We start from the raw sequence: 15,395 nt of genomic DNA, 5'->3' as shown, positions 1-15,395 counted from the left end.
GGTCAGTGCGCCGGCGGAAGGGGCCGGAACGCCCCGTCCCGCAGGATGGCCACGGACCCGCTGTCGTCCAGTTCGGCCGCGATGTCCACGTCCTCCGTGTAGCCGGCACCTGTCAGTTCGCGGCCGCTGGAACACCGTAACAGCACCTCGCGCAGCCGCGGCTCGGCGGCTTCGAAAACGGCCATCGCCGCCACGGCTTCCGGCGCATAGCCGTGCCTGCCGTCGCCGGCTTCGTAGCCGCCCTTCCCGGCGGCCGCCAGCCCTGCGATGAAAGCCCCGGCCCCGATCTGGTCTTCGACGGCGGCCCGAAGGGTACGGTCATGCCACCGCTCGCCGGCCGCAACCACCGCCACCACCGCGTCGCCGGGAAGGTTGGCCGCAACCCAGTCCGCCGTGGCCGCGGCGTTGCGGAGGCACACTGCGGCCACCAGTGGAACCTCTCCTGCCAGCTCGTGGCACAGTTCAGAGCCGTTGGGGGATGGCAGGACAATCCGGTCCAGCGTTGCTGCGCTGCGCAGGCTTGCCGGGGAGAGGCTCAGCCCACCGCCGTCGCGGGGGCCTGCCAGCTGGGCGTGGTGATGGGCGGCGAAGTCTTCGGCCCGGGTATCGCGCCACGGAAAGGGGAAGACCTCCGCGTTCCGGTCCAGCGCCACGCTGACGCAGGTGCTGAAGGACAGGACGTCCACCACCACCGCGATGTCCGCACCCGGGGCCACGGTCCTGGCGCCGTTCAGTCCCCAGTCAAGCCGAACCTCGAACGGGAGCTGCCGGTGCGCGGCGTTCGCTGAGTGCGTGTGCCGCGGCGTGGAACGGGGAGCGTTCATGCCAGTTCGCCTTTCAGGTTGCGGTGCGCGGCGTCCAGCCACAGTTCCTTGGCGCGGCGGTGGCGGAAGAGCGGGTCCAGTTCCAGCAGGTGACGCACGACGGCGGCCCGGCCGGCAGCGAAGTCGGCGTCACCGACGTGCGCGTAGTCCTTCCTGACGGCCGCGACGTAGCGGGCGTACTCCTCCGGTTCCCCGCCCAGGACGGACAGGTCCGCGTCGCTCAGGAGGGCGCCGTCGTCGTCACCGGGTTCGGGCCGGTGGTCCGATGTCACCAGGACCAGCCGGACCACCTCTGCCACGTCCGCCTCCGGCAGGCCGGCCGCGGTGAGCCGGTCCTCGGCCAGCCGGGCGGATTCTTCCTCGTCCTGTCCCGCCGTGCCCCGGTACACGGCGTCGTGGAACCACGCTGCCAGCAGCACGGTCCGTGGTGCCCCGGCCGGCTCGGTAAGCAGGTCCAGTGCTTCCAGGACGGAGAGCAGGTGGGTGCAGCCATGGTAGTGGCGGTGGGGTTCGCTCCAGCGGTCCAGCAGGTCCAGGAAGAGGGCATCGTGCCCGGGCATGATGGCTTCCCAGCGGTTCAGCAGCGGAACTTTCAGCGATTTGTTCCGCCGGCGTGCCGGTATCCGCAGTCCGCTGGCGATCAGCTTGCGGACCAGGAGCCTGGCTTCGACCGGGACGGCCCCCGCCGCGACCAGCTCATCGAAGCGGCGCTCCGGCACGTCGTAGTGGTCGCCGTCGAACGCCCGCTCAGGGATTTCCGCTGCGGCAGCGAACGCGTGCAGCTCGTCCAGCGACGTATCGGACACCAGGTGGGAGAAGTGCGTACCGTGAGCAGGCCACAATGGCGGGTCGATGTAGATGGCCATGGAAGGAGTCTAGTGCTGCCACTGGGCGGTCTCCTGGCGGCCCGGCGGTCCAGTTCCTGCCAGCCGGGCGCTCCAGTCGCATTCCTCATTTGCGCAGTAAAGACGTCCCGACGGTTGCATTTGCGGATTAGGATTGCCGCATGGCCCTTATCCGCGTTTCAGAAGCCGCCCGATTCCTGGGCGTGAGCGACGACACCATCCGCCGGTGGACCGATCACGGAACACTGACGCCGTTCCGCGACGAGTCCGGCCGGCTGGCCGTCGACGGGCTGGAGCTCGCCACGCATGCCCGGAAGCTGGCCCAGCTCCCGGATGATCCGCAACGCGGCGGCAGTTCGGCCCGAAACCGGTTCGTCGGCCTCGTCACGAACGTCGTCGCCGACAAGGTCATGGCCCAGGTGGAGCTGCAGTGCGGGCCTTTCCGGGTGGTGTCCCTCATGAGCAGCGAAGCCGTGCGCGATCTTGGGCTGGAGCCCGGTGCCGTCGCCACCGCCGTGGTCAAGGCAACAACAGTCATCATCGAATCCCCGAAAGGCCGGGCCACCGCATGAGCAGGCAAGCTGTCCGCCCCGCCGGGTCCACCGTCCGGGCTGCCGTCCTCCCGCTGGCGGTACTCTTACTGGCCGTCCTCTCCGGCTGCGCGCCGGCAGGCGGACCGGCCGCGGGCACCACTTCCGCTGCGGGCGCAGGCTCCGGTGCGCCAACAGGAACCATCACGGTCTTCGCGGCAGCCTCCCTCAAGGCCACCTTCACCGAACTGGCGCACACCTTCGAAGCAGGGAACCCCGGAACCACAGTCACGTTGAGCTTCGCGGGATCCTCGGACCTTGCCAGCCAGATCAACCAGGGCGCACCCGCGGACGTCTTTGCCTCGGCGGACACGGCCCACATGAAGAAGCTGCAGGACGCCGGCCTGGTCGACGGCACACCCCGCAACTTCGCCACCAACACCCTGGCCATCGCGGTTCCACCGGGCAATCCGGCCGGCATTTCGGCGCTGAAGGACCTGGCGCGGCCGGGCGTCAAGCTGGTGGTCTGCGCCAAGCAGGTCCCGTGCGGGGCCGCGGCGGCAAAGGTGGCGGGCACGGCAGGGATTTCGCTGGCTCCCGTCAGCGAGGAAAATGCCGTCACCGACGTTCTGGGCAAGGTCGCCTCCGGGGAGGCCGACGCGGGCTTGGTGTACGGCACGGATGTCCGGGCGGCCGGCGCAAAGGTGGCGGGCATCGAATTTCCTGAGTCGCAGGGCGCCGTGAATACCTACCCCATCGCCGGCGTGGCCAGTGGCCGGAACAAGGCGGCCGCGCAGGCGTTCATTGCGCTGGTGACCGGCGCGGAAGGGCAAAAGGTCCTGGCCGGGGCGGGATTCGGACCCGGTGGACAATAACGGTCTTCCTCAGCGGACCTCGCTGAGGGAGGCATACACGGAAGGTACCAAAGTGGTGGGGCAAGGCTATTCCGGCGTTCCCGGCTGGGTCCGCGCACTGGCTGTTGTTGCCGCCGTCGTCGTGCTGCTCCCGCTGCTCGCCATGGTGCTGCGGGTGGACTGGACCCGGTTCATTCCGCTCGTGACCTCGGACGCGTCCCTGACGGCGCTGGGACTGAGTCTGCGGACCTCCGCGGCCAGCACGCTGCTGTGCATTGTGCTGGGTGTCCCGTTGGCGCTGGTCCTCGCCCGGGATTCTTTCCGGCTGCAGGGGCTGCTGCGTTCGCTGGTGCTCCTGCCGCTGGTGCTTCCGCCCGTGGTGGGCGGCATCGCGCTGCTTTATACGTTCGGCCGCCAGGGCCTGGTGGGGCGGGCCTTCGACATGCTGGGCCTGCAGATTGCTTTCTCCACCACCGCCGTGGTCCTGGCCCAGACGTTCGTGGCGCTGCCCTTCCTGGTGGTCAGCCTGGAGGGTGCCGTGCGCACCTCAGGCTCCCGCTATGAGGCCGTGGCCGCCACCCTCGGCGCGCGCCCGGGCACCGTCTTCCGGCGGGTCACGCTTCCCCTGGTCCTGCCCGGCCTCGCTTCAGGCGCTGTCCTCTCGTTCGCCCGCAGCCTGGGTGAGTTCGGTGCCACACTGACGTTTGCAGGCAGCCTGCAGGGGGTGACCCGCACCCTGCCGCTGGAAATCTACCTGCAGCGGGAAACAGACCCGGACGCGGCCGTCGCCCTGTCGCTGGTGCTGGTGGCCGTCGCCGTGGCGGTGGTGGCGCTCGCGTACCGCCGGCCCGCAGCGCGCAGCGGAGCAGGAAAACGGCCGACGACGCCGGTACCGGCAGGAAGGAACAGCAAGTGACGTTGTCCTTCCAGGCAGCCGTGGCCGGGCGTGGATTCGACGTGTCCCTGACGGTGGGGCCCGGTGAAACCGTCGCCGTGATGGGGCCCAACGGCGCCGGGAAGTCCACCCTGCTCTCCAGTATTGCCGGGCTGTTGCGGCCGGACAGCGGCAGGGCGGAACTCAACGGAAAGACCCTGTTCGACCTCGACGGCGGCAACCGCACCTGGGTGCCGCCGCACCATCGCGGAACCGCCCTGCTCGCCCAGGAACCCCTGCTCTTTCCGCACCTGAGCGCGGTGGACAATGTCTCTTTTGGGCCCCGCAGTGCCGGCATTCCCAAACGGGAAGCCCGGCAGCGTGCCCTGGGCTGGCTGGCTGACGTTGAAGCTGAAGCCCTGGCCGGTCGCCGCCCCGCCGAGCTCTCCGGCGGCCAGGCCCAGCGTGTTGCCGTGGCACGCGCGCTTGCCGCGGATCCCGCGCTGCTCCTGCTGGACGAGCCCCTCGCCGCCCTCGACATCCACTCAGCCCCGTTGTTGCGCCGCCTGTTCAAGCGCGTCCTCGCGGGGCGGCAGGCCATCATCGTCACCCATGATGTCCTTGATGCGCTGATCCTCGCGGACAGGGTGGTCATCCTGGAGGGCGGCAGGATTGCCGAGGACGGCCCAACCCGGGAGGTGCTGGAACGCCCGCGCAGTTCCTTTGCGGCCGGCCTGGCCGGGCTGAACTTCGTCCCCGGAACGTTGGACGGGGCCGCCGTGCGCACGGAGGAAGGCCTGCGGATCGCCGGCCATGGCGGGGATCCGGAAGCCGACGGGCAGCAGGCGGCGCCCGGGAAGCCGGGCAGGTCCGGCGAACCTTCCCCGGTGGCCGGGTCCGGGAGCCCCGGGGTGGCCGTGTTCCCGCCGTCGGCCGTTTCCGTGTTCCTCACCGACGCGCACGGCAGCCCCCGCAATTCCTTCGCGGTGACCATCAGCGACCTTGAGCCGCACGGCGACCAGATCCGTGTCCGGGCCGGAGGCCTGGCCGCCGACATCACGCCGGCCGCGTCAGCGGACCTCGGGCTGGTGCCGGGGCTGGCCGTGCACTTCGTAGTCAAGGCGGCCGCAGTTTCCGTCTACGGGACCTAGCGCGGCGTGGCGGGACCTCCGGCTCTGGACAGCGGTTTCGCCGTGGGCAAACATGGCTTGAGAGCCTCGTCCTAAAAAGTTGAGCGTAGTACACTCAACTTAGTTATCAAGCCCCCGAAAGGAGCCCTCTTTGGACGTCAAATTCACCACCAAGAGCCAGGAGGCTCTTTCCGCTGCGGCAATGAATGCCTCCACTGCCGGCAACCCCCAAGTGGAGCCGGCCCACCTGCTCAAGGCGCTGATGGACCAGCGGGAGGGTGTCGCCGTCGCGCTCCTCCGCGCTACCGGTGCCGATCCCGACGCCGTCAGCGTCCAGGCCAGCAGCGCCATCAAGGCCCTGCCCGCGACGTCGGGGGGCTCCAGCCAGCAGGCGCAGCTGAGCCGGCCCGCCCTGCAGGCCATCCAGAACGCGAAAGAGGAAGCGGACCGGCTGGGCGACAGCTTCGTGTCCACCGAGGTGCTGCTGCTGGGCCTCTCGGCCGGCAACGACGCCGCCGCCCGGCTGCTCCGGGACGCCGGCGCGTCCCGTGAGGCGCTCCTTGCGGCTTTGCCCGGGGTCCGGGGGGACCGCAAGGTGGACAGCCCCGACCCCGAAAACACCTTCCAGGCGCTCGAAAAATACGGAACGGACCTCACTGCCATGGCCCGGGCCGGGAAGCTTGACCCGGTGATTGGCCGCGACTCCGAGATCCGGCGCGTGGTCCAGGTCTTGTCCCGGCGGACCAAGAACAACCCGGTACTGATCGGCGAACCCGGCGTCGGAAAGACTGCAGTGGTGGAAGGGCTGGCCCAGCGGATGGTGGCGGGCGATGTCCCCGAAAGCCTGCGCGGCAAGACGCTCATCTCCCTGGACCTCGGGTCCATGGTGGCCGGGGCGAAGTACCGTGGTGAGTTCGAGGAGCGGCTCAAGGCGGTCCTTGAGGAGATCAAGGGCTCCGACGGCCAGATCGTCACCTTCATCGACGAGATCCACACGGTGGTGGGCGCCGGCGCTACCGGCGATTCCTCCATGGATGCGGGCAACATGCTCAAGCCCATGCTGGCCCGTGGCGAGCTGCGCCTGATCGGCGCCACCACGCTGGACGAATACCGCGAAAACATCGAAAAGGATGCCGCCCTGGAACGCCGCTTCCAGCAGGTCTACGTCGGCGAACCCAGCGTGGAGGACACCATTGGCATCCTTCGCGGCCTCAAGGAGCGTTACGAGGCGCACCACAAGGTGTCCATCGCGGACTCCGCCCTGGTGGCCGCGGCCACCCTGTCCAACCGCTACATTTCGGGCCGCCAGCTGCCGGACAAGGCAATCGACCTGGTGGACGAAGCCGCGTCCCGGCTGCGCATGGAGATCGACTCCGCTCCGGAGGAAATCGACCAGCTGCGCCGCCAGGTGGACCGGCTCACCATGGAGGAGCTTGCGCTGGAGGGCGAGACCGATGCCGCTTCGGTGGAACGGCTCGCCGCGCTCCGTGCCGACAAGGCGGACAAGGAAGAGGAACTCTCGGCGCTGAACGCGCGATGGGAGGCCGAGAAGGCAGGGCTCAACCGGGTGGGCGACCTGAAGGCCAAGCTGGACGAGTTACGCTCCGCAGCGGACAAGGCCCAGCGCGAGGGCGACCTGGAGACCGCCTCGCGGATCCTGTACGGGGAAATTCCGGCGCTTGAACGCGAGCTGAACGCCGCTGCCGAGGCGGAGGCCGCCGTGACGGACAAACCGGCGCAGATGGTGGCTGAGGAAGTGACGGCGGAGGACATCGCCGAAGTCATCTCGGCCTGGACCGGTATTCCCGCCGGCCGGATGCTGCAGGGCGAAAGCCAGAAGCTGCTCCACATGGAGCAGGAGCTGGGCAGGCGGCTGATCGGCCAGTCCAAGGCCGTGGCTGCCGTCTCCGACGCCGTCCGCCGCGCCCGCGCCGGAATCAGCGATCCCAACCGCCCCACCGGCTCCTTCCTGTTCCTCGGCCCCACCGGCGTGGGCAAGACCGAACTCGCCAAGGCCTTGGCGGACTTCCTGTTCGACGACGAACGCGCCATGGTGCGCATCGACATGTCCGAGTACGGCGAGAAGCACAGCGTGGCCCGGCTGGTCGGGGCGCCTCCGGGCTACGTCGGCTACGAGGAAGGCGGACAGCTCACCGAGGCGGTCCGCCGCCGCCCGTACTCCGTAGTGCTGCTGGACGAGGTGGAGAAGGCGCACCCCGAGGTGTTCGACATCCTCCTGCAGGTGCTGGATGACGGCCGCCTCACCGACGGCCAGGGCCGCACCGTGGATTTCCGGAACGTCATCCTGGTGCTGACCTCCAACCTGGGCAGCCAGTTCCTGGTGGACCAGACCCTGGACCCCGAAGCCAAGCGCCATGCCGTCATGGCCACCGTCAACGCGTCCTTCAAGCCCGAGTTCCTTAACCGGCTCGACGAAGTGGTCCTGTTCGACGCCCTCACGGTGGAGGAGTTGGCGCACATCGTGGAGTTGCACGTGGCCGAACTGGGTCGCCGCCTCTACGAACGCCGGCTCACCCTCGAGGTCACCGACGGCGCCAAGGCGTGGCTGGCCCTGTCCGGCTACGATCCGGCGTACGGTGCCCGCCCGCTGCGCCGGCTGGTGCAGCGCGAGATCGGCGACCGGCTGGCCAAGGCCATCCTGGCCGGGGATATCAGCGACGGCGACACCGTCCTGGTTGATACCGCGGCGGACCTTGGCGAACTGACCGAGGGCGCGGTGGACACGCTGACAGGCGCCCCTAGCTCGGGTTTGTCCGTTCGGCGGAAAGACTAGCGGCCAAACTCACGCCCCAGGCGTGCTGCCCGGACGGACGGACCGTCAGGGCAGCACGCTGGCGGTGATCACGTTGCCGGAATCGGCCGTGACGTAGCAGTCCACCCGGCGGTCGCCCGAATCCCAGCTGGTGCTGCTGGGGAAGCTGCGCTGGTAGTTGAGGTGGAACTGGTTGGCTGCCGGACCGAGGGTGGCCGCCTGGCATGCCTCCAGGGCCTTGGCTTTCAGTGGATCAGCCCCCGGGTAGGCGGCTCCGGCGGGGTAGCGGTATGTTGCCACCAGCTGTGCCGAATGGCCGGTATCGCAGGCGACGACGGTGGACGCCAGGGCTTCCGGATCGAAGTCCTTGAAGCAGTCGCCCACCGCATAAGCGGCAGGTGCCACCCCGTTGCGTGGAAGCGGCTGGGGAGTGGCCGGCGCGGTGGCGGTGGTCTCCAGCATTCCGGGCGCGTCGGCCGCGGACTTCTCCGCGCCGGAGGATGAGTTCAACCACACGGCAAGCCATGTCAGCGAACCGGCGACGGCCGCGATCACGACGATGAGGAACACCTTCCAGGAGGCGGCCCTGTTGGCTGCCCGGCGCTGCGGGGGATCCGGGACCCGCTGGGACCAGGTCACAGCTTCCGGGGCGGGCGCCGAACCGCTGCCCCCGCGTGGGACCGCCGGCAGGCTGCCGGTGCGCGGCGGCGAGGCAGGCTTGGGTGGGATGTCCTGGTGGTTCACGGGTGCGCATCCTCCTGGGTTTGTGTGCCGCGGCTCGCCAACGGCCGGGCGAAACAGCCACTTCTTAAGTGACTCTAGCGAAGAAAAATCCCGTGTTCTTGCGGCTCGAAGTGCATCATGGTACCCCACGCCCCGTCCCGGGGCCCTGGGCGGCAAGCAGGGGCAGCCGAAAGCATGTAATCTAGGTGTACGACAAATTGACCAAACATTCCGGGGCCTCACCGATCGCCAAGGTGACCACCTCCGGTCCAAGTACAAAAGGGGGTCACGCCATGGGGCGCGGCCGTCAAAAGGCAAAAGCTACCAAGCAGGCTCGGGACATCAAGTACTACTCCCCGAACACTGATTACTCGGCACTTCAGCGTGAGCTGACGGGCCCAGGCAGTCGTTCAACGAGCCATTACTCGAATGAACCGGTCGAGCCGGACTATTCGGCTTATGTGGATAAGTACGCGGATGATTTGGATGACGATGACGACGAGGTTGACAGCCGTCGCATCGGCTAGTTGTCGTAAAGCCGCCGTGGCCCCCGGTTTTCCAGGCCGTACCGCAGCTACGCGCTAACAAGCTCCGCAGGTGCCTTCCCGCAGCGTTGGGATGGCACGGGACCTCCTTTTTAGTACCCGTTTTCGGGTGACCGCTGACATGAGGAAGCCCGCTGCTTTCCGGGATACCCGGTGGCAGCGGGCTTTCCCGCGTTGGTACCCTGACCGGATGACTGTTCGGACGACTTACGCCAATGGCGAGCCCTGCTGGGCGGATTTGCAGACCCCCGATGTCGCCGCCGCCAAGGACTTCTACGCCAGGGTGTTCGGCTGGACCTACCAGGACTTTCCTACTCCGGACGGCCGCAGTTACGCGCAGGCCTTCATGAACGGCCGGTTGGTCGCCACCATCGCGCCGCAGGGCCCCCTGCAGCCGCCCGGCACGCCGGCCAGGTGGAACATCTATTTCGCGGCGTCGGACGCCACCACGGTCCTTGACGATGCCGCTTTTGCCGGCGGGACCGTCCAGTTCGGGCCGGAGCAGGTGGGCGTTACCGGCGTGCTGGCGTTCCTCGCCCCACCCGGCGGCGGCACCACCGGGGTCTGGCAGGCCGGAACCCATTACGGGAGCCATCTCTTCAACGAGCCGGGGGCGCTGGCCTGGGCCGAACTGTCCACGCCCGGGCCGCAGGCCGCGGTCGGCTTCTTCCAGCAGCTGTTCGGGCACGAGGTCACCGAATATCCCCAGGACGACGGCGGCAGCTACAGTACGCCGCTTGTCGACGGTGCCGAGGTGGCCGGCGTCGTTCCTGCCGAAGAAGGCGGGGACGCAGCCTGGCAGGTCTACTTTGGCGCCGCGGACGTCCGTGCTGCGGCGGTGGCAACGGTCCAGGCCGGGGGAGAAATCATCGTTGAACCGGACGAGCATGCCGCTGACGGTTCACTGACCACCATCCGGGACCCGCAGGGCGGCATCCTCAGCCTGATCCAGGTCAGTTGAGACCATTGGGGTCCCCACCGTGCGGTGCGGGACCCCAATGGTTGGTGGCTCTAGGCGTAGGCGTTGACCATGCGGACGGCGCCGCCATCCACGCCCTTGGCGCCCTGGACGTAATCGGGGCCGGACTTGGAAATGGAATCCGAGTCCTCCGTGACCGCGCCCATGATCCAGGACGGCAGGCCCCGGTCGTTCAGGCGCGCCACTGCGGCGTCGGCGGCGTCGGGGGACACGATGGCCACCATTCCCACGCCGAGGTTCAGGGTGCGCTCGAGGTCGGGCAGCGGGACATTTCCCAGTTCGGACACGAGCTTGAAGATCGCGGGCAGTTCCCAGGTGGCGCGGTCCACCGTTGCCACCAGGCCCTGCGGGAGGACCCGGGCCAGGTTGGCGGCCAGGCCGCCGCCGGTGACGTGGCTGAAGCCGTGGACGGCGGCGCCGGCGCTGACCGGGAAGGTGCGGGCCAGGTCCAGGCAGTCGGCTGCGTAGACGCGGGTGGGTTCAAGGAGTTCCTCGCCCAGCGTGCGTCCCAGTTCGGATACCTGGCGGTCCAGTGCCCAGCCGGCGTGGTTGATGACGCGGCGGACCAGCGAGTAGCCGTTGGAGTGCAGGCCGGAGGAGGCCATGCCGATCACTACGTCGCCGGCGCGGACGCGGTCCGGGCCAAGGAGGGCGTCGGCTTCCACGACCCCGGTGGCTGCGCCGGCGACGTCGTATTCATGTTCGCCCAACAGGCCCGGGTGCTCAGCCGTTTCGCCGCCCACCAGGGCGGTTCCGGCCACGGAGCAGGCCGCGGCGATGCCGCGCACGATGTCCGCGATGCGTTCGGGGACCACCTTGCCGCAGGCGATGTAGTCGGTCATGTACAGCGGCTCGGCGCCGACCACCACGATGTCGTCCACCACCATGCCTACCAGGTCGAAGCCGATGGTGTCGTGGATGTCCATGGCCTGGGCGATGGCCACCTTGGTGCCGACGCCGTCCGTGGAGGTGGCCAGCAGCGGCTTCTTGTAGGTCAGGAGCCTGGAGACGTCATAGAGGCCGGCGAAGCCGCCCACCCCGCCGATCACCGAGGAGTTGTGGGTTGCCTTGACGGCATCCTTCATGAGCTCGACGGCGCGGTCCCCGGCTTCAACGTCCACGCCGGCGGAGGCGTAGGTGATGCCGGAGTTTTCTGCGGCGGTGTTGGCGGAAGTCATACGGAGTCCTTCTTGTCGGCGCTGGTGGCGGCGTGTACGTCGGGCACGAGGTCGGCTTCGGTCAGCAGGTTTTCGAGTTCGGCGTCCGGTCCGGGATCGCAGCCGGTGGCGCCGGCTTTCTCAGCCGGGTCCTCCGCGGCATCAACGGCCAGGGCGGCCGTCTCGCCGGGAAGCGCGGCCGGGGACGGCTTGAGGCCGCCAAGGTCGGTGCGCTCCAGCAGGTTCTTGCCCAGCTTGTCGGCGTCCGGCAGCTTGATGGGGTATTTGCCGGTGAAGCAGGCGGTGCAGAGCCGTTCGCGGGGCTGCCGGGTGGCCCCGATCATGCCGTCCTCGGAGATGTAGGCCAGTGAGTCCGCACCGATGGCCTGGGAGATTTCCTCGATGGTGGCGCCGTTGGCGATGAGTTCCGCGCGTGAGGCGAAATCGATGCCGTAGAAGCAAGGCCACTGCACCGGCGGGGAAGAGATTTTGACGTGGACGGCTGCGGCGCCGGCTTCCCGGAGCATCCGCACAATGGCGCGCTGGGTGTTGCCGCGGACGATCGAGTCATCCACCACCACAACCCGCTTGCCGCGGATCACGGACTCGAGGGCGTTGAGCTTGAGGCGGATGCCGAGCTGGCGCAGGGTCTGCGACGGCTGGATGAACGTGCGGCCCACGTAGGAGTTCTTGACGAAACCGTGCGCAAAGGGGATGCCGGATTCCTCGGCGTAGCCGACGGCGGCGGGGGTACCGGATTCCGGTACGGGAATGACGATGTCCGCCTGCTGCGTGTTTTCCCGGGCCAGCTGGCGGCCCATCTCCACGCGGGACTCGTAGACGGAGCGGCCGGCGATGGCGGCGTCCGGGCGGGCGAGGTAGACGTACTCGAAAACGCAACCGGCCGGCGTCGGCTCCGCGAACCGCTTGGACCGCACGCCGTCCTCGTCGATGGCAATGAACTCGCCCGGCTCGATCTCCCGAATGAAGCTGGCGCCGACGGTGGCCAGGGCGGACTGTTCGGAGGCCACCACCCAGCCGCGCTCCAGCCGGCCGAGGACCAGCGGACGGATCCCGTAGGTGTCGCGTGCGGCGTAGAGGGTTCCTTCGTCCATGAAGACGAAGCAGAAGCCGCCCTTGATCTTGGGCAGGAGTTCCGTGGCGGTTTCTTCGAGGGTCTTGCCCGGCTCGCCTTCAAGCAAAGCGGTGACCAGGGCGGTGTCGGAGGTGTTGCCCTGCTTCATTTCGCCGGTGAGCTGGCCGCCGTTGCGTTCGTTGATCATGGCGTTGAGCTCGGCGGTGTTGGTCAGGTTCCCGTTGTGTGCCAGGGCAACCGTGCCGGTGGAGGTGGCTCCGAGGGTGGGCTGCGCGTTGGCCCAGTGGCTGGCGCCGGTGGTGGAGTAGCGGCAGTGGCCCACGGCCAGATGCCCCGTCAGGGTGTTCAGGGTGGTCTCGTCGAAGACCTGGGAGACGAGTCCCATGTCCTTGTAGACGTTGATCCGTTTGCCGTCGCTGGTGGCTATGCCAGCCGACTCCTGACCGCGGTGCTGCAGTGCATACAGCCCGTAATAGGTAAGTTTTGCTACTTCTTCGCCTGGTGCCCAAACGCCGAAGACGCCGCAAGCGTCCTGCGGGCCTTTTTCGCCGGGGAGAAGATCATGGGAAAGTTTTCCATCGCCGCGTGCCACTGATCGATTATCGCACGATATGGGGTACGACTTTTCCGGCTGCCCGATTGTGACCTGCTAGGCCTGGGGGTCGGTATCCGGTTCGGAATCCGGCACGGCTTCCACCACTGCCCGCTGCTGGCGCTTCACGCTGCGGCGGTCCAGCACGAGCGCCAGCCCGGCGCCCAGGATGGCCCCTGCGGCCGCGAACATCACCAGGAAGAAACCGAACACCGCCCCGGGGTCGAAGGTGGTGTCCCCCGGCACCCCGTACGCCACCACCGCGGCAGCGACGGCTCCCAGCAGCGCCCCGACCACCAGGAAGGGAACGTACTTGGGTGCCCGGCGGACGGTAACCTCGCGCCGCTCGGCGGGGGTTTCTTCAAAAGACATGCCATCCAGCCTACTGCCCACTGTTTTGCTCCGGGAAACGGGTGTCTGGGGATGCCTGGCGCTCCCGGCCCGGAGAGGCGGGAGTGGCACACTGGTAGGCAACTGCTCGGTGACTGATATATCTATTGACATGGAGTCTTGTCGCTGCCATATTCTGCTGTAGGCACTATGTGCATTCTGTTGTTTATTATGCAACTCATTGCGCCTCGAACGGTGAGGCGCCGTGGTCCCCGGGCCGGGCCTGTCAGTTAGATTGGGAGTTGGTGCCGACTCACGGATCCGGGCGGATCCAGGAAAGGAACACAAGAACCATGGTTCACAAAGTTCAAGCAGTTGTTGTCCGGGAGAAGAACGCCCCTGTGTCGTTGGAGACCATCCTGGTCCCGGATCCGGGGCCGGGGGAGGCGCTGGTGGACATCCTGACCTGCGGTGTCTGCCACACGGATCTGCACTACAAGCAGGGCGGTATCGGGGATGACTTCCCTTACCTGCTCGGGCACGAGGCCACCGGGGTTGTCAGTGCCGTTGGCCCCGATGTGACCCAGGTGGCCCCTGGGGACCGGGTGATCCTGAACTGGCGCGCGGTCTGTGGGGAGTGCCGTGCGTGTGCCAAGGGCCAGCCGCAATACTGCTTCAATACGCACAACGCCACGCAGAAGATGACCCTTGAGGACGGCACCGAGCTTTCGCCTGCCCTGGGCATCGGTGCTTTCGCGGAAAAGACCCTGGTGGCAGCCGGGCAGTGCACCAAGGTGGACCCGGAGGTTGATGCTGCCGCGGTGGGCCTGCTGGGCTGCGGCGTGATGGCAGGCATCGGTGCCGCGATCAACACCGGAGAGGTCAAGCGTGGCGAGTCCGTGGCAGTGATTGGCTGCGGCGGCGTGGGGATCGCCGCGATCGCGGGCGCGAAGCTCGCGGGGGCGACCACGATCATCGCCGTGGACATCGACGACAACAAGATCGGGATGGCCAGGTCCCTCGGTGCAACCCACGGGGTCAACTCCAAGCAGGAGGACGCCGTGGAAGCCATCCGGGCCCTCACCGGAGGCCACGGGGCGGACGTGGTGATTGACGCCGTCGGCCGGCCCGAAACGTACAAGCAGGCCTTCTACGCCCGCGACCTTGCCGGCCGCGTGGTGCTGGTGGGTGTTCCGACGCCGGAGATGACGCTTGAACTGCCGCTGCTGGACGTCTTTGGCCGCGGCGGCTCGCTGAAGTCCTCCTGGTACGGCGACTGCCTGCCCTCCCGCGACTTCCCCATGCTCGTCTCGCACTACAAGCAGGGCAACCTGGACCTGGACGCGTTCGTGTCCGAGCGCATCACGATCGACCAGGTGGAAGAGGCCTTCGAACGGATGCATGGGGGCAAGGTGCTGCGCTCCGTCGTCGAGGTCCAGCCGGCCGGGGCGTCCGCATGAGCGTCACCATCGAAAACCTGGTCACATCCGGCACATTTTCGCTCGACGGCGGCACCTGGGACGTGGACAACAACGTCTGGATCGTGGGCAATGACGAGGAATGCATCATCATCGACGCGCCGCACGACGCCGCCGCGATCATCAACCAGGTCCGCAGCCGGAAGGTGAAGGCCATCCTGCTCACCCACGCGCACAACGACCACATCGGTGCCGCACGCGAGGTCGCCGATGCCCTGGGCGCACCGATCCACCTGAACAAGGAGGACCTGGTGCTCTGGGAGCAGGTCTACCCGGACGCCAAACCGGACCACTACCACTCCGACGGTGACGTGTTCCAGGTGGGCGGGGCGGCCCTGCGTGCGATCCACACTCCGGGACACTCGCCCGGGTCCACTTGCTTCTACCTGGAAAGCGAGGGAACGGTGTTCACCGGCGACACCCTGTTCAACGGCGGCCCAGGTGCCACCGGGCGGTCCTACAGCGACTACCCCACCATCCTGGCGTCCATCCGTGAACGGCTGCTGACGCTGCCCGCCGACACCGTGGTCCGCACCGGCCATGGGGACAACACCACCATCGCCGCCGAACAGGAAACGCTGGCGAAGGTCCCGCAGTAACCATAAGTCAAGAAAGCGCCCGGCGGAGGCGCGCTGGGAGGACCCGGCGCGCCTCCGCCGGCGATC

At 68.0% G+C, this 15,395-nt stretch carries 15 protein-coding genes; 9 read left to right on the top strand and 6 right to left on the bottom strand.

What is annotated here, in order from left to right:
• Positions 1-2: 2 nt before the first annotated feature.
• Both DFO47_RS12730 and DFO47_RS12725 read right to left on the bottom strand, forming a co-directional pair.
• Positions 3-824 (bottom strand): 2-phosphosulfolactate phosphatase, encoded by an 822-nt coding sequence (locus DFO47_RS12730; protein ID WP_109045576.1) that lies wholly within the window; start codon positions 822-824, stop codon positions 3-5.
• A complete protein-coding gene (locus DFO47_RS12725) occupies positions 821-1,690 on the bottom strand; it encodes a DUF4031 domain-containing protein (RefSeq protein WP_133831865.1) in 870 nt (289 codons plus the stop codon). Before DFO47_RS12725 ends, DFO47_RS12730 begins: the two co-directional genes overlap by 4 nt.
• 140 nt (positions 1,691-1,830) lie before the next feature.
• Between DFO47_RS12725 and DFO47_RS12720 the strand changes: the two genes are divergently transcribed.
• From DFO47_RS12720 to clpB, 5 genes are all read left to right on the top strand, one after another.
• The gene (locus DFO47_RS12720) at positions 1,831-2,241 is read left to right on the top strand and encodes a TOBE domain-containing protein (RefSeq protein WP_109045578.1); all 411 of its coding nucleotides are present in this window, start codon (positions 1,831-1,833) and stop codon (positions 2,239-2,241) included.
• On the top strand, positions 2,238-3,074 hold the full coding sequence (modA, locus tag DFO47_RS12715; protein ID WP_133831864.1) for a molybdate ABC transporter substrate-binding protein: 837 nt from the start codon (positions 2,238-2,240) through the stop codon (positions 3,072-3,074). Before DFO47_RS12720 ends, modA begins: the two co-directional genes overlap by 4 nt.
• A gap of 52 nt (positions 3,075-3,126) precedes the next feature.
• Positions 3,127-3,969 carry an ABC transporter permease gene (locus DFO47_RS12710; protein ID WP_133831863.1) on the top strand — a complete coding sequence of 281 codons (843 nt, stop codon included), beginning with the start codon at positions 3,127-3,129 and terminating at the stop codon, positions 3,967-3,969.
• Positions 3,966-5,078 (top strand): ABC transporter ATP-binding protein, encoded by a 1,113-nt coding sequence (locus DFO47_RS12705; protein ID WP_133831862.1) that lies wholly within the window; start codon positions 3,966-3,968, stop codon positions 5,076-5,078. The genes DFO47_RS12710 and DFO47_RS12705 overlap by 4 nt, the downstream gene beginning before the upstream one ends.
• Before the next feature lie 130 nt (positions 5,079-5,208).
• Positions 5,209-7,851, top strand: a complete 2,643-nt coding sequence (clpB, locus tag DFO47_RS12700; RefSeq protein ID WP_133831861.1) for an ATP-dependent chaperone ClpB — start codon at positions 5,209-5,211, stop codon at positions 7,849-7,851.
• A 45-nt stretch (positions 7,852-7,896) separates the two neighbouring features.
• On the opposite strand, the gene DFO47_RS12695 is transcribed toward clpB, so the two are convergent.
• Positions 7,897-8,574, bottom strand: coding sequence for a septum formation family protein (locus tag DFO47_RS12695; RefSeq protein WP_133831860.1), 678 nt, complete (start codon positions 8,572-8,574; stop codon positions 7,897-7,899).
• 272 nt (positions 8,575-8,846) lie between these two features.
• Between DFO47_RS12695 and DFO47_RS12690 the strand changes: the two genes are divergently transcribed.
• The gene (locus tag DFO47_RS12690) at positions 8,847-9,080 is read left to right on the top strand and encodes a DUF3073 domain-containing protein (protein ID WP_018760828.1); all 234 of its coding nucleotides are present in this window, start codon (positions 8,847-8,849) and stop codon (positions 9,078-9,080) included.
• A gap of 208 nt (positions 9,081-9,288) precedes the next feature.
• On the top strand, positions 9,289-10,059 hold the full coding sequence (locus tag DFO47_RS12685) for a VOC family protein (RefSeq protein ID WP_133831859.1): 771 nt from the start codon (positions 9,289-9,291) through the stop codon (positions 10,057-10,059).
• Positions 10,060-10,109: 50 nt separating this feature from the next.
• On the opposite strand, the gene purM is transcribed toward DFO47_RS12685, so the two are convergent.
• From purM to DFO47_RS12670, 3 genes are read right to left on the bottom strand one after another with little or no spacing between them, the layout of a single operon-like run.
• Positions 10,110-11,255, bottom strand: coding sequence for a phosphoribosylformylglycinamidine cyclo-ligase (purM, locus tag DFO47_RS12680; RefSeq protein WP_133831858.1), 1,146 nt, complete (start codon positions 11,253-11,255; stop codon positions 10,110-10,112).
• The gene (purF, locus tag DFO47_RS12675) at positions 11,252-12,922 is read right to left on the bottom strand and encodes an amidophosphoribosyltransferase (RefSeq protein ID WP_133831857.1); all 1,671 of its coding nucleotides are present in this window, start codon (positions 12,920-12,922) and stop codon (positions 11,252-11,254) included. The genes purM and purF overlap by 4 nt, the downstream gene beginning before the upstream one ends.
• 57 nt (positions 12,923-12,979) lie before the next feature.
• Positions 12,980-13,294: a hypothetical protein gene (locus DFO47_RS12670; RefSeq protein WP_018760832.1), complete on the bottom strand. Its 315-nt coding sequence runs from the start codon at positions 13,292-13,294 to the stop codon at positions 12,980-12,982.
• A 311-nt stretch (positions 13,295-13,605) separates the two neighbouring features.
• Between DFO47_RS12670 and DFO47_RS12665 the strand changes: the two genes are divergently transcribed.
• Together DFO47_RS12665 and DFO47_RS12660 are read left to right on the top strand one after the other, a co-directional pair.
• Positions 13,606-14,712, top strand: coding sequence for an S-(hydroxymethyl)mycothiol dehydrogenase (locus DFO47_RS12665; protein ID WP_018760833.1), 1,107 nt, complete (start codon positions 13,606-13,608; stop codon positions 14,710-14,712).
• Positions 14,709-15,329 (top strand): MBL fold metallo-hydrolase, encoded by a 621-nt coding sequence (locus tag DFO47_RS12660; RefSeq protein WP_133831856.1) that lies wholly within the window; start codon positions 14,709-14,711, stop codon positions 15,327-15,329. The genes DFO47_RS12665 and DFO47_RS12660 overlap by 4 nt, the downstream gene beginning before the upstream one ends.
• The last annotated feature ends 66 nt before the right edge of the window (positions 15,330-15,395 follow it).

This window comes from Arthrobacter sp. AG258 (assembly GCF_004364695.1).
In the GTDB taxonomy this organism is placed as follows: Bacteria; Actinomycetota; Actinomycetes; order Actinomycetales; family Micrococcaceae; genus Arthrobacter.
This window is presented reverse-complemented; position numbering and strand designations above follow the sequence as displayed.